The 13,946-nt window shown below is 59.4% G+C and carries 15 protein-coding genes and 1 pseudogene; 12 read left to right on the forward strand and 4 right to left on the reverse strand.

The window, feature by feature from the left end; genetic code table 11:
• Positions 1-132 precede the first annotated feature (132 nt).
• The 4 genes from BR41_RS09275 (at position 133) to BR41_RS09290 (ending at position 4,168) form a co-directional block, all read left to right on the forward strand.
• The gene (locus BR41_RS09275) at positions 133-504 is read left to right on the forward strand and encodes a cupin domain-containing protein (protein WP_035055533.1); all 372 of its coding nucleotides are present in this window, start codon (positions 133-135) and stop codon (positions 502-504) included.
• Positions 505-535: 31 nt separating this feature from the next.
• Positions 536-1,120: a transcription elongation factor GreB gene (greB, locus tag BR41_RS09280; protein WP_051710573.1), complete on the forward strand. Its 585-nt coding sequence runs from the start codon at positions 536-538 to the stop codon at positions 1,118-1,120.
• A gap of 75 nt (positions 1,121-1,195) precedes the next feature.
• Positions 1,196-3,316, forward strand: coding sequence for an ATP-binding response regulator (locus BR41_RS09285; protein WP_035055535.1), 2,121 nt, complete (start codon positions 1,196-1,198; stop codon positions 3,314-3,316).
• Positions 3,317-3,346: 30 nt separating this feature from the next.
• The gene (locus BR41_RS09290; RefSeq protein ID WP_035055536.1) at positions 3,347-4,168 is read left to right on the forward strand and encodes a thymidylate synthase; all 822 of its coding nucleotides are present in this window, start codon (positions 3,347-3,349) and stop codon (positions 4,166-4,168) included.
• A 344-nt stretch (positions 4,169-4,512) separates the two neighbouring features.
• Here the strand turns inward: BR41_RS09290 and BR41_RS09295 are convergent, their stop codons facing one another.
• Positions 4,513-5,355: a substrate-binding periplasmic protein gene (locus BR41_RS09295; RefSeq protein WP_084186954.1), complete on the reverse strand. Its 843-nt coding sequence runs from the start codon at positions 5,353-5,355 to the stop codon at positions 4,513-4,515.
• 260 nt (positions 5,356-5,615) lie between these two features.
• On the opposite strand from BR41_RS09295, the gene BR41_RS09300 reads away from it, so the two are divergent.
• Complete coding sequence (locus BR41_RS09300; RefSeq protein WP_156970630.1) at positions 5,616-6,098, forward strand: dihydrofolate reductase; 483 nt, start codon at positions 5,616-5,618, stop codon at positions 6,096-6,098.
• Between the two features lie 186 nt (positions 6,099-6,284).
• Positions 6,285-6,779, forward strand: coding sequence for a DUF4442 domain-containing protein (locus tag BR41_RS09305; protein ID WP_035055542.1), 495 nt, complete (start codon positions 6,285-6,287; stop codon positions 6,777-6,779).
• 108 nt (positions 6,780-6,887) lie between these two features.
• Here the strand turns inward: BR41_RS09305 and BR41_RS09310 are convergent, their stop codons facing one another.
• The 3 genes from BR41_RS09310 to BR41_RS09320 form a co-directional block, all read right to left on the reverse strand.
• The gene (locus tag BR41_RS09310) at positions 6,888-7,211 is read right to left on the reverse strand and encodes a barstar family protein (RefSeq protein WP_051710575.1); all 324 of its coding nucleotides are present in this window, start codon (positions 7,209-7,211) and stop codon (positions 6,888-6,890) included.
• The gene (locus BR41_RS09315; RefSeq protein WP_035055543.1) at positions 7,199-7,627 is read right to left on the reverse strand and encodes a ribonuclease domain-containing protein; all 429 of its coding nucleotides are present in this window, start codon (positions 7,625-7,627) and stop codon (positions 7,199-7,201) included. The genes BR41_RS09310 and BR41_RS09315 overlap by 13 nt, the downstream gene beginning before the upstream one ends.
• Positions 7,628-7,878: 251 nt before the next feature.
• Entirely contained in the window at positions 7,879-8,685 is an 807-nt protein-coding gene (locus BR41_RS09320; RefSeq protein ID WP_035055545.1) for a helix-turn-helix domain-containing protein, read from the reverse strand.
• Between the two features lie 344 nt (positions 8,686-9,029).
• On the opposite strand from BR41_RS09320, the gene leuC reads away from it, so the two are divergent.
• The 6 genes and pseudogenes from leuC to BR41_RS25160 all read left to right on the forward strand — a co-directional run.
• A complete protein-coding gene (gene leuC / locus BR41_RS09325; RefSeq protein ID WP_035055546.1) occupies positions 9,030-10,439 on the forward strand; it encodes a 3-isopropylmalate dehydratase large subunit in 1,410 nt (469 codons plus the stop codon).
• Positions 10,440-10,464: 25 nt separating this feature from the next.
• Complete coding sequence (locus tag BR41_RS25155; protein ID WP_035055548.1) at positions 10,465-10,596, forward strand: entericidin A/B family lipoprotein; 132 nt, start codon at positions 10,465-10,467, stop codon at positions 10,594-10,596.
• A 2-nt stretch (positions 10,597-10,598) separates the two neighbouring features.
• Entirely contained in the window at positions 10,599-11,237 is a 639-nt protein-coding gene (gene leuD / locus BR41_RS09335) for a 3-isopropylmalate dehydratase small subunit (protein WP_035055549.1), read from the forward strand.
• Positions 11,238-11,382: 145 nt separating this feature from the next.
• A complete protein-coding gene (gene nagB / locus BR41_RS09340; protein WP_035055550.1) occupies positions 11,383-12,117 on the forward strand; it encodes a glucosamine-6-phosphate deaminase in 735 nt (244 codons plus the stop codon).
• 75 nt (positions 12,118-12,192) lie between these two features.
• On the forward strand, positions 12,193-13,257 hold the full coding sequence (leuB, locus tag BR41_RS09345) for a 3-isopropylmalate dehydrogenase (protein ID WP_035055552.1): 1,065 nt from the start codon (positions 12,193-12,195) through the stop codon (positions 13,255-13,257).
• Between the two features lie 540 nt (positions 13,258-13,797).
• Positions 13,798-13,946: pseudogene (locus BR41_RS25160) on the forward strand (IS110 family transposase); the annotation flags it as partial.

Raw genomic sequence — 13,946 nt, forward strand, 5'->3', positions numbered from 1 at the left:
AGGGAGAGGGTGCTTGCGGAGGTCGATGCATGTTGTACGACCCTCACCCCCGGCCCCTCTCCCACAAGTGGGCGAGGGGAGAAATGGCCGCAAACAGGTTTGAAGCATTGTTTACCCCCCAAGGAAATCCAGATGCCATCAGCCGTTTCGCTCAAGGAAGTCGCCGCTGCATTGTCTGAGCACTGGTCGCCACGCGTCGTCGGTGAAGTTGACGACTCGTTCGTCAAAGTTGCCAAGGTGCACGGCTCGCTCACGTGGCATAGCCACGAGCACGAAGACGAGTTGTTCTACATCCTCAAGGGGCGGCTACGCATCGAGATGGAGCAGGAAACGGTCGATTTGAGCGAAGGCCAAATGTTCGTCGTGCCCAAGGGCGTGCGGCATAACCCCGTTGCCGAGGAGGAGTGCCACCTCATGTTGATCGAGCGCAAATCCACCCTGCATACCGGCGACGTGGTCATGGAAAAGACGCGTTCCGTCGACGAGCAACTCCGCCCGGTTTGAATGATCCGCTGCAAGAACATGTTGTACGCCCATGAATAAAGCCTTCACCAAAGAATCCGATAACGACGATGACGACCTGCCGCCAGAAATGGCGGTGCCCGTCGGCAGCAAGAACTACATGACGCCGGGTGGCTGGAATCGTCTGCGTACCGAGCTGTACGAACTCGTGCACAAGGAGCGCCCGCACGTCACGCAAGTGGTGAACTGGGCGGCCAGCAATGGCGATCGCTCGGAAAACGCCGATTACCAATATGGCAAACGCCGGCTGCGCGAGATCGACCGGCGTATCCGCTTTCTGCAAAAGCGGCTGGAAAACGCCGAAGTGGTCGACCCGGAAACCCGTGAGGCCACCGATCAAATCTTCTTCAGCGCCACGGTCACTTATCTGCGTGAAGACGGCCGGGAAGAAACCGTCGCCATCGTCGGCATCGACGAGACCGATCTGAAGCGCAACTACATCAGCTGGACGTCGCCCGTGGCGCGGGCGCTGCTCAAGGCGCGCGAGGGCGATACGGTGCCATTGCGCACGCCGGGTGGAATGGAAGATCTGGAAATCCTTGAGGTAATGTACGTCGCCTTGCAGACGGAATTCCCATCGGATGGTGATCTGGCCTGACGCCAAGCCAACGCAATGCCGACATCAACTCGACATTAATTTGGCGATGTATGCAGGCTGCATTATCCTCGCCGGATGAATCCACCCGCCGCCCCGCCATCCAGCCTGTTTCGTCGTGTCCTGCGCAATATGGCGATCCGCATTGCGCTGACGGCGATCCTGCTTTCCGCACTCAGCTACTACTTCAGCTATGTGAGTTTGCAAGAAGAAGCGCTCTCCAGCCTGGAGAAATACATCACGGCGCGCAGCCAGATGGAGAGCGAGCTGTTCTTGCAGGCGGAAACCAATACCAAGCTGGTGCGCAACGAGTTCGTCCGCCGCTACGCCGCCATGCAGCAATCCGACCCCAGCCCCCGCTTCGACGCGCTGATCGGCACTGACCGCGACGGCATGCGGCGCATCAAGGCCACGCTGGATGACTTCGAATACAAGGCCACCGTCGCCATCATGCCCAAGGTGCCGCTCACGCCTGAATTCAAGCGGCAGGTGTTGCTCGGCTACGACTTGCTCACCCAGTACGGCCCGGCGTTCCGCAACCGCTATTACGACACCTTCATCGATCTGAACGTCTCGGATTGCAGCCTGATGTTCCTGCCGGATCTCAACTATGCCCGCAATGGCTCGGTGGCGAGTTTCGGCGAAGAGCTGGATACAGAGATCGGTGCTACGCCTGGGCGAAACCCCGATCGCAAGACATTCTGGACCGGCATCTATTACGACAAACAGGCGCTGCAGTGGATGGTGTCGGTGGTGACGCCGATCGATTACCTCGGCAAATACATCGGCGGTTCCGGGCAGGACGTGCTCATCGAACAACTGATCGATCGCACCAACAACATCAGCATTGCCGGCACCACCAATTTCATCGTCACCCGCGATGGCGATCTGATCGCGCATGGCGAGCGCATGAAGCAGATTTTCGCCAACATGGGGCGTTACAACCTCAACAAGCAACACGATCCGCAGCTGGCTGGTTTCTTCCATGCTGCGATGAGCGCGGGCGACAAACAGCGCTTTGTCGAATCCGCCGATGGCAAATACTGGCTTGGCGTCGCGCCGATTCGGGGCGCGGATTGGCTGTTCGTCATTGTCTATCCCAAGCGCTTGCTGCAGCAGCAGGCGGCGCTCGCGGCCAGCATGGTGCTGCTGTTGGGATTGGTCGCCCTGATGGTCGAGCTGGGCTTGCTCGCCTGGGTGCTGCGCGTGGATGTGAGCCGGCCGCTCAACCGCCTGAAAAACGCCATCTCCGCCTTGGCCGAGGGCAAGCGAACCAGCGAGCTGGATACCGCCCGCAACGACGAAATCGGCGAACTGGCCCGCGCCTTCGATGATATGTCGCGCACGGTCGAACACCACCGCCAGCATCTGGAAGAACAAGTCGCCGAGCGCACCGAGCAGCTCGCCATCCGTAACACCGCACTGGAATCCGCCAACCTGCGCCTCACCGCGCTCGATGCGGAAAAGAACGACCTGCTGACCATTGCCGCGCACGATCTCAAGAACCCGGTCGCCAGCATCGGCGGCATGGCCAGCCTGATTGCCGCTCGGTTGGACGAATGGCCGCAGGAGCGTGTGAAAGAGCGCCTGCACGGCATCAATGAACACGCCGACCGCATCCAGCGCATCCTCGGCAACCTGCTGGATATCCACACGCTGGAAGCAGGCCAGTTCCGCTTGCATCCAGAAATGCTCACCCTCGATGTGCTGATCCCAGAGCTGCAAAAAGCCTGGGAAACCCGTCTGGAGGAAAAGCGCCAGAATCTGCTCTATACCCCCAGCAACATCGTATTCAGCGTGGATCGGCAGGCGCTGTGGCAGGTGCTCGACAACCTGATTTCCAACGCCAGCAAATACGCGCCGTACCAGACCCTCATCCGCATCGGCGCTTATCGGGATCAAACGCACGTTACGCTGCGCATCGTTGACTCCGGCCCCGGCATCGCTGCGCATGAAATGGGCAAGCTGTTCCGCAAGTTCTCGCGTCTTTCCGCCGTGCCCACGGGCGGCGAACACGCAACCGGCCTTGGTCTTTCCATCGTGCGCCGGCTGGTGGAGGAAATGGGCGGCGAAGTGCGCTGCGAAAGCCTGCTCGGCCACGGCGCGACCTTTATCGTCACCTTGCCGGTCGATGCCCCGACCCCGCCAGCATCGGGTCGGATCAGTCCGAGTAGGGATCAGGTAGAATCCGGCTCTTGAAATTGATTCGCTGAACCTTCGGAGCCGCCCATGCGCCAATACCTCGACCTGCTGCAACACGTTCTCGACCACGGCGTAAAGAAGGAAGACCGCACTGGCACCGGCACGGTCTCGGTGTTCGGCCACCAGATGCGCTTCAACCTGGCGGAAGGTTTTCCGCTGGTCACCACCAAGAAAGTCCACCTCAAATCCATCGTCTACGAACTGCTGTGGTTCCTGCGCGGCGAGACCAATAACAATTGGCTGAAAGAGCGTGGCGTATCGATCTGGAATGAATGGGCCGACGAACACGGTGAACTTGGCCCGATCTATGGCTATCAATGGCGCAGCTGGCCGACTGCCGCCGGCCGCCATATCGATCAGATTGCGCAGGTGGTGAAGCAACTCAAAACCAACCCTGATTCACGCCGCATCATTGTCTCCGCCTGGAACGTCGGCGAAATCGAAAACATGGCCCTGCCGCCATGCCATGCGTTTTTCCAGTTCTACGTTGCGCCGGCACAGCCGGGAGATAGCGATCAGCGCGGCAAGTTGAGCTGCCAGCTCTATCAGCGCAGCGCCGATCTGTTCCTCGGCGTGCCGTTCAACATTGCCTCGTATGCCTTGCTGGTGTTGATGATGGCGCAGGTGTGTGATCTGCAGCCGGGCGATTTTGTCTGGACGGGTGGGGATTGCCATATCTACAGCAATCATTTCGAGCAGGTAACCGAACAGTTATCGCGTGCACCAAAGGCTTTGCCGCAGATGAAGATCAATCCGGCACGCAAAGATATCTTTGCGTTTGAATTCGAGGATTTTGAATTGGTGGGATATGAGTCTTGGCCGGCGATCAAGGCGCCAGTGGCGGTTTGATTATTTAATCCGTGCGTTGACAACACCGGCTTTGGGCCGGTGTTGTTTTATGCGTCTTTGGCACGAGTAAAGGCATTACAAGCGGGAGTTCGTCCCGCATGCCGACTCACTTTAGCGAAACCGCGTATGCGGTTTTCTTGGGTTGATGAGGCAGCGTTTCAAATTGAGCTGCGCTGCCTGGTTGTCTCCCCTCGCCCGTTTACGGGAGAGGGGCCGGGGGTGAGGGCACTACCACTGGCCGCGTTCTTTTCCCCACCCTAGCCCTCTCCCACTTTCCCTGAACAAGGCAAAGCCTTGCACGGGATGTGAGAGGGGACCGATTACTGTGGTACGTCGTTCATACATCACGGCGTTGCTGCAGGACTAACCAACGTATCACTCACTCGATTCGCCCGATCCCCCACCCCATAGCGCTGCAGCAACTTTCCATACTCCGGGCTGCTCTTGAACCGGGCCAGCGCAGCATTGAACCGCTGCAGCAACTCAGCGTGGCCTGGATAGCTGCGCGATACCATCAGCCTGAGGTGATTGGGTTGGATGGGGTGCTCCGCGCCCGCCAGATCGGCGAGGTGCTCAGGCCAGTGCTGGCGCACCATCTCGCGAGCGGCCATGTCTTCTGAAATCAACAAATCGGTCTGCCCGGAAATCAGCCGACGGAACGCGTTTTCATCCGTCGTTGAATACTCGATCACGATCCCGAGGCTGCTCAAACGCTGTTCGTACCAGTAACCGTGCACACCACCCACGTGATATTTGCCCATGTCCGCCCAGTCGTGCAGATCGACGCCCTGCGGGAAGCGGCTACGCAAATAAAACACGCGGGCGATTGCATCGACCAGTGGCGCGGAAAAGTCGAACTGCTCGGCCCGGCTTTCCGTTTGCATATAGGGATAGCTGGCCCAGACCTTGCCGTTCTTGACCAGTGTCTCCGCACGCGTCCAAGGCACATAGCTGAATGAGGCCTCGTAGCCGATGCTGGCGAACACCCGGCGGATGATCTCGGAGCACACCCCGTCATGAGGCGCGGCGTTCTGGATGGCGTACGGCGGCCAGTCGCCGGTGGCGAGTTCGATGCGCGTATTCGCTGCCGTTCCGCTCACCGATATGACGAGCAGCAGCGTGGCCAGCAACGAGGCGATCCATCGCCACTCTGTCTTGCATGGCAACGGCCGGGAAATACGTTTCATGCGGGGGCTCCGCGGGGAAAGTAGGGTATGGGCGGCTTACGTTGCACGGTGAGCGCCGTTTTCGTCTTCTGCCGGAAAACGCGCCCATTGCTAACGCTGTAGAACAGTGTCATGCAATCAGCTACTGCTGCCGCTACTTCAAGCTGACGGCTTGTACCGGCACACCGCTGGGCGGCCAACGCCCGGCACATTCGCCGGGCGGATCAAAGGCGGTGGTCAGGTAAACTAAGCGGCTTGTCATCATGATGGAACCCGCACCCATGCGCCTTGCATTGATTTCCGCCGTCGGCCAGAACGGCGTGATCGGCATCGACAACAAGCTGCCCTGGCATTTGCCGGAAGACCTCAAGCGCTTCAAGGCGCTGACGATGGGCAGCCCGATGCTGATGGGCCGCAAGACGTTCGAATCCTTGCCGGGCCTGCTGCCAGGCCGTCGTCACTTGGTGGTGAGCCGCAATGCCGATTGGCAGGCAGCTGGCGCAGAAGTGTTCCCGAGCATCGAAGCCGCCGCCGCGGCATGCAAAGACGTGGAGACGCTGTTCGTGATCGGTGGTGGCGAAATCTACCGTCAGGCGCTGCCGCTGGCCGATGCGCTTTATCTCACCGAAGTGGCACTCAGCCCGGAAGGCGATGCTTATTTCCCCGCATTCGATCGCAACGATTGGCAAGAAACCGAGCGGGACGAGCAAGTGAGCGCCAAGGGCGTGGCGTTTGCGTATGTGACTTATCAGCGGAAACGTTAGGCTTCACCCGTAGCCCGGACACCTTGGGTGGTCGGGGTTTGTTCACACAGCGGCCCCGGCCGGCCAAGCCGTCCGGGCTACGAGGGCATCAAACACGGCTGGCGGGATTTTGTCGCATTGACGCGAAGCAGCAGGGTTTGCGACTGTCTGCCGGTTTGAATACTCCCTGGAAGCCCCATCGTGCAAATGAAAGCCAGCACGCTCCGCCGCATCATGAATCTGTGGCCGCCGTTCCTGTTCACCGGCATCCGCGTGGTGCGCATCTCCAACGATTACCGCGAGGTGGAAGTCCAGCTCAAGCAGCATTGGTACAACCGCAACTATGTTGGCACTCACTTCGGCGGCAGCCTGTTCGCGATGACTGATCCGTTTTACATGCTGATGCTGCTGCAACGGCTGGGGTCGGAGTACATCGTGTGGGACAAGAGCGCCAGCATCGAATATGTCGCGCCGGGTCGGGGTGTGGTGACGGCGAAGTTCCGGCTGGATGACATCACGCTGGCTACCATTCGGGCGCAGACGTCCGATGGGCAGAAATATCTGCCGGAATTCACCGTGGACGTGGTGAATGCGCAGAATGAGCTTGTGGCGCAGGTGAAGAAAACGCTCTACGTGCGCCGCAAGATTCCCAAGGTCGCCCCGGCGAAACTGGAAGACACCCTCGCTGGGCCCGGCAAATAAACCACATCGAAATCAATGCGTCGACCGCCTGCCAAAGGCGGTTTTTTCATGGGCCGCATACAGCGCTGCGGCTGACTGCCAGTGATTGGCGCGCGATGGTGACGAGCGTCAGGCGCTCGCGCCAATCACGATATCCAGATCGCCACGCTCATCGGCGGCATCATTGAGCACGTCCAGCACAGCCTCGAAGTCTTCTTCGCCGAGCAATTCCAGCGCGTGCGGTGCATCGTGCCAGACAATGGCCAGCGGGCCTTCCAGTTCGCCGGTCAGCACGTCATACAGCGCATCCAGATTGCGGCCGAAATGCTCGGGGAAGGGCAGTTGTCGGGTGAGCTGGTCGTAGATGTCGTCCAGCGTGCGAACTTCAACCAGCAAGATTTGCCGTGGCTCAGGCTTCGGCGCAGGGCTGAGTGTCGGGATCAGTTTTGACATTGGGGCACCTCGGTGAAGGTTTGGTAGTGATCGACAGTAATAAAACGGCGGCCGCGCGGATCGAAGATCAACCGCTTCGCGCCGCGTTTGCCGCCTCGGTAGTCCAGGTCGGCCTCGCGATACTGGCCACCCGGTGGCAACTGGTGCTCGCGATTGCCGAAGCGATCGCCGCCGATGCTGTGATTGGGCAACACGCGCCATAGATCGCGGCCCGGTTGCCAGCCGGCATCGCGGGCTTGCCGCTTGGTGACGAATTGATCCGGCAGGCGGCCGGTGTTGTTGATACTGACCAGTGCACTGGTCAGTTCATTGGCATTCACGCCGGTTTTGCGGGCGATGTCGCTGGCGGTGTCGCGGCAGTTGGCGGCGTTGGCTGCACTGGTCAGCAAGGCCAGCAGAATCAGGAGTCGGCGCATCAGTTTTCCCGGTTGAATGATGAGGAGAGCGATTATTCCGGTGTGGTGGTACGGCGGCAATCGATTCCAAGCCTGTTCATGATCCCTTGCTGGCAGGTTTTCTTTCCGCTCACATCCCGTGCAAGGCTTCTAACCTTGTTCGGGGAAAGTGGGAGTGGGCCGGGGGAGAGGGGGCGTGCCACATGCAGTGTTCTTTTCACTACCCTCTCCCACGAGTGGGAGAGGGGACAAAAAAATACTAAAACAAGCGCTCAGGCGGATTCCGGCGTGAGCAGCACCAGCTTGAGGTGCTCCTGATCCACCAGCCGAAACGTGACTTGTTGATAAGTCAGTCGCCCACGGGTCGGATGATTGAAGCCCCGCAAGCCACCTTGGCGTTCCAGCACATCATGCAGTTTCCAGTAGCGCGCAAACTCTGGACTGGCCTGAGCCAGCGTATCGACCAGCTGTTGCAGATTCGTGTCGTCCAGATCAGTCCGACAGTCGGCGCGGAATTCGGCGGCGAGGCGACGGGCGCGGGTTTCCCAATCCTCAACCAGCGTGCGGGCGGCCGGGTCGAGAAAGACGAAACGCAGCAGGTTGGGCGGTGTCGTATCTGACGCATCTTCGGCATCGGCCCCCGCGTTGAGCCAGTTGCCAAACAACGCCTGCGCAGGCGGGTTCGACGCTAACACATCCCAATAACGCCCCAGCACATAGGCCGGGTAGGCAAAGCCATCGACGAGCTGTTGCAAGGTCTCGGGCGGCATATCGTGCTCCGGCCGCGCCGGGCGGGCGTCGTGGCGGCCAGCCAGCTCGAACAGATACGCACGCTGGGTTTTATCCATGCGGAGGGAATCAGCCAGGCGGTCGAGCACATCGCTGGAGACGCTGATGTCGCGGCCTTGCTCGATCCAGGCGTACCAGGTCGGGCTGATGGCGGCGAGCTGGGCGACTTCCTCACGCCGCAAACCTTGCGTGCGCCGCCGCAGTCCGGCTGGAAAGCCAAATGCAGCTGGCTCGCATTTCTGGCGCAGCGCCATCAGAAAATCACCGAGTTCTTTGCGTTGGGAGGACATGAGGAACACCTTGTTTGAGCTGTAGCTCCCCTCTCACGCTTGCGGGAGATGGGCTGGGGGAGAGGGGCGTGCCAAGTACTGTGTCCTTTGCAAGCACTCTCGCCCTAACCCTCTCCCACAAGTGGGCGAGGGGACTGGTTTTATAAAGGATTATCCTGTTACCAATTACTATATATACCAGTATATTTCCTGGTCTTGTTGGAAAAAACCGCTACCCCTAATCTGTCCATCCGCACTGTGCCATCGCGAAAAACCGCCTTGCAGCAAGATGGTTTGTCGCACCCATCCGGCACGGTATGATTCTGGTTATTCCGAATGTGTATTAGAAAATTGGACATCGACCCATGAGCGCTCAATCGCTGTACGACAAACTCTGGCAATCGCACGTGGTCCGCGAAGAAGCGGATGGCACCTGTCTTTTGTATATCGATCGTCACCTCGTGCATGAGGTGACCAGCCCGCAAGCGTTCGAAGGCCTGCGTCTGGCCAACCGCAAGCCGTGGCGCAACCATTCCATCGTCGCCACCGCCGATCACAACACCCCGACCGATCATTGGGATCAAGGCATCCAGGACCCGATTTCGCGCCAACAAGTGGAAACGCTGGATGCCAACATCCGCGCGTTCGGTGCATTGGCCTATTTCCCGTTCAAGGACGAGCGCCAAGGCATCGTCCACGTGGTTGGCCCGGAAAACGGCGCGACCTTGCCCGGCATGACCGTCGTTTGTGGTGATAGCCATACCTCCACCCACGGCGCGTTCGCAGCGTTGGCGCACGGTATCGGCACCTCGGAAGTCGAGCACGTGATGGCCACGCAAACGCTGGTCGCCAAGAAATCCAGATCGATGCTGATCCGCGTGGATGGCCAATTGGGCCAGGGCGTGACCGCCAAGGACGTGGCACTCGCCATCATCGGCAAGATCGGCACTGCCGGCGGTACGGGTTACGCGGTCGAGTTCGGCGGTAGCGCGATTCGTGGCCTGTCAGTGGAAGGCCGCATGACCTTGTGCAATATGGCGATCGAAGGTGGCGCACGCGCCGGCATGGTGGCCGTGGACGACAAGACCATCGCCTACCTGAAAGACCGCCCGTTCTCGCCCAAGGGTGAACAGTGGGATGCCGCCGTTGAATACTGGAAAACGCTGGTTTCCGATGAAGGCGCGCAGTTCGATAGCGTGGTCGTCCTCAAGGCTGAAGAGATCGAGCCGCAAGTCACTTGGGGCACCAGCCCCGAACAAGTGCTGGCCGTGAATGGCCGCGTGCCCGATCCGGCTGCCGAAGCTGATCCGGTCAAGAAGGGTAGCTACGAGCGCGCACTCCAATACATGGGCCTGACCGCCAATACGCCGCTGACCGATATCCCGGTCGACAAGGTGTTCATTGGCTCCTGCACCAACAGCCGCATCGAAGATTTGCGCGCCGCTGCCGGCATCGCCAAGGGCAAGCAAAAGGCCGCCAACGTGAAGCTGGTGCTGGTGGTGCCGGGTTCCGGCCTCGTCAAGCGCCAGGCGGAAGCGGAAGGGCTGGACAAGATTTTCATCGCTGCCGGTTTTGAATGGCGCGAACCGGGTTGCTCGATGTGCCTGGCGATGAACGCAGACCGGCTGGAGCCGGGCGAGCGTTGCGCCTCTACCAGCAACCGCAATTTCGAAGGTCGGCAAGGGCAGGGTGGCCGCACCCACCTCGTCAGCCCGGAGATGGCCGCCGCCGCCGCGATTGCCGGCCACTTCGTCGACGTTCGCACTTTCGCTTAACGTACACAGACAAGGAGTTTTCGCCGTGAAATCGATCGTTGTTACGCTGTTGGCCGGGTTGGCATTCGCAGGACTGGCCGGCTGCAACACCATGAAGGGCTTCGGTCAGGATATGCAGAAACTGGGCGACAAGATCGAGGAAAAGGCGAATAAATAGCCATGAAACCATTTACCCAATTGAACGGCCTGGTTTGCCCGCTTGACCGCGCCAACGTCGATACTGACGCCATCATTCCCAAGCAGTTCCTCAAGTCGATCAAGCGTTCCGGCTTCGGCCCGAACCTGTTTGACGAGTGGCGCTACCTGGATCACGGCGAGCCGGGCATGGACAACAGCAAGCGCCAGATCAACCCGGAATTCGTGCTCAACTTCCCGCGTTATGCCGGTGCGCAAGTGCTGCTGGCACGTGATAACTTTGGCTGTGGTTCAAGCCGCGAACACGCACCGTGGGCGATCGAAGACTACGGTTTCCGCGCTGTCATCGCCCCGAGCTTTGCCGATATTTTCTTTAACAACTGCTTCAAGAACGGCCTGCTGCCGATCGTGTTGTCCACCGAAGTGGTCGATCAGTTGTTTAGTGAGGCTGAGGCCACCGAAGGCTACCAACTCGCGATCGATCTGGAGCAACAAACGGTGACCACACCGGCCGGCCAATCGTTCAGTTTTGATATCACCGCCCACCGTAAACATTGCTTGCTGAACGGGTTGGATGAGATCGGCCTGACGCTGGCACACGCCGAAGAAATCCGCGTGTTCGAAGAAAAGCGCAAGGCGCAGCAACCTTGGTTGTTTGTTTAAGGTTTCAAAAGTTTGAAAGCAGGACCTGCCCGGCTTGCCGGGCAAACGGGGGCGCGGCGGTCTATGGAGGACTCCGCGTCACCCAGCACCATAAAAATTCGCTAGACTGCAAAAGTTGGCTGACTCAAGAGGAAAGAAAACAATCATGATCCTGCACAAATTCAAGAACCAGGCTGATCTCGACCGCGCTGCGGCAGACCTGATCATCTCCGCCGTCCGCGCCAAACCCAATGCAGTGCTGGGCATGGCAACCGGCGGTACCCCGGTCGGCCTCTACCAAGAGATCGTCAAAAGTTATCAGCAGGGTCTGGTGAGTTTCAAGGAAGCGAAGACCTTCAACCTCGATGAATATGTCGGCCTGCCGATTACGCATCCCGAGTCCTACCGCGCTTTCATGCAGCGCAACCTGTTTGACCATATCGATATCAGGGCCGAGAACACCCACGTGCCGAACGGCAACGCTGCCGATATCGATGGTGAAGGTCGTCGTTACGACGAAATGCTTTACCAGCAAGGCCCAGTCGATCTGCAACTGTTGGGCATTGGTCACAACGGCCATATCGGCTTCAACGAGCCGGATAGCCACCTCTCGCGTTTCACCCACAAGGTCACCCTGAAGGCGGAAACCCGCGAAGCCAACAAGCGGTTCTTCAACAGCCTGGACGAAGTGCCGACCCACGCCATCACCATGGGCATGGGCTCCATTCTCCACGCCAAGGCCATTCTGCTGGTGGTGAAGGGCATGGAAAAGGCCGAGATACTTGACCGCACGCTCAACGGCCCGATCACCACGGAAATCCCGGCATCACTGCTGCAAACCCACCCGCGCGTCATCGTGATGACCGATTGCGATGTGGAGTACAAGGTTTCGCACAGCTGATAGCCCGCTATCCCAGGCAAAGCGGGGCTTGCCCCCGCTTTTTTCTTTTAACTGCAGTGCAAAAGTGAATACGCCATGAAAATCCTCGTTCTCCCCGGTGACGGTATTGGCCCGGAAATCATCAATCAAGCCAAGAAAGTGCTCGATGTACTCAAGCGCGATGGGCTGAAAATCGAACTCGAAGAAGCCCCGCTGGGCGGTGCTGCATACGACGCCTATGGCGCACCGTATCCAGAATTCACCCAGAAGCTGGCGCGTGCTGCAGATGCAGTGCTGCTTGGCGCAGTCGGTGGCCCGAAGTACGACCAGCTCGATCGCCCGCTGCGCCCTGAACGCGGCCTGTTGGCGATTCGCAAGGATTTGAACCTGTTCGCCAACCTGCGCCCGGCGATCCTGTACCCGGAACTTGCGAATGCGTCGACACTGAAGCCGGAAGTGGTGAGCGGCCTGGATATCCTGATCGTGCGCGAGCTGACCGGTGACATCTACTTCGGCCAACCGCGTGGCATACGTGTGAACGAGGCTGGCGAGCGCGAAGGCTTCAACACGATGGTGTATGCGGAATCCGAAATCCGCCGCATCGGCCGTGTGGCGTTCCAGGCGGCGCAAAAGCGTGGCAAGAAGCTCTGTTCGGTCGATAAGGCCAATGTGCTGGAAACGACCGAATTCTGGAAAGAGATCATGACCGATCTCGCCAAGGAATATCCGGACGTCGAGCTCTCCCACATGTACGTCGACAACGCTGCGATGCAGCTCGTGCGCAACCCGAAGCAGTTCGACGTGATGGTGACCGGCAACATCTTCGGCGACATCCTCTCCGACCAAGCCTCGATGCTCACCGGCTCGATCGGCATGCTCCCGTCGGCGTCGCTGGATCAGAACAACAAGGGCATGTACGAGCCGAGCCACGGTTCCGCGCCGGATATCGCCGGCAAGGACATTGCCAACCCGCTGGCCACCATCCTGTCCGCTGCGATGATGTTGCGTTACAGCTTCAACGCCGAAGAGTCGGCCGCGCGCATCGAAAACGCCGTGAAGGCAGTGCTCGCCAAGGGCCTGCGCACGGGCGATATCTACGAAGCGGGCACGGAGAAAATCTCCTGCTCGGCGATGGGTGATGCCGTGGTCGCGGCGCTCTGATTGCTTTGCAGCTTCAAAGTAAAACGGGTGCTTCTGAGCACCCGTTTTTCATTGCAGCGATGAACTTACCGCGTAGCCCGGACGGCTTGCCGGCCGGGGTTGCAATGGTTATCGAAGACACCCCCCGGCCGCAAAAATGCGTCCGGGCTAGGGTCGATGTCATCGCAAAGGCGTAGGGCGGAACACCCGAAGGGCGTTCCGCCGCAATGCGCGGTCACCGGTAGATCGCCCGTTGGGTGATCCGCCCTACATGTACTGATCAGTAATCCGCCGCACCATGTTGGGTGATCACCCGCGGGTTACGCAGTTACCTGCTAACCCCCCCTTGTATCTTGTTTCCCGTGATGGTTAGCTCCCATCACACGAGGCAGCGGCAGCTTGGACCCCCCCTGAAGGCCTGGACCTTGCGACGTAGATCAAGCCCGCTGCCTCACCCTCCTCGCCAATTAGACACTGAACGGTAGCCAAGGGCGCGACCCTGTATGCACAAGGCAAGTGGGCGACGTGGCACTTTCTTCATCTTCTCGATCTTTTCTCATCATGCACTTTCTCGGTATCGACGTTTCCAAAGCCAAACTCGACTGCTGCCTGCTCGTTGACGTAGCAGCCGGCAAACGCAAGACCAAAGTCATCGACAACACCAAGGCCGGCATCGCGGGCTTGCTCGACTGGCTCCGCAAACAAGGCCT

The organism is Andreprevotia chitinilytica DSM 18519, assembly GCF_000711875.1.
GTDB classification, from domain to species: Bacteria; Pseudomonadota; Gammaproteobacteria; order Burkholderiales; family Chitinibacteraceae; genus Andreprevotia; species Andreprevotia chitinilytica.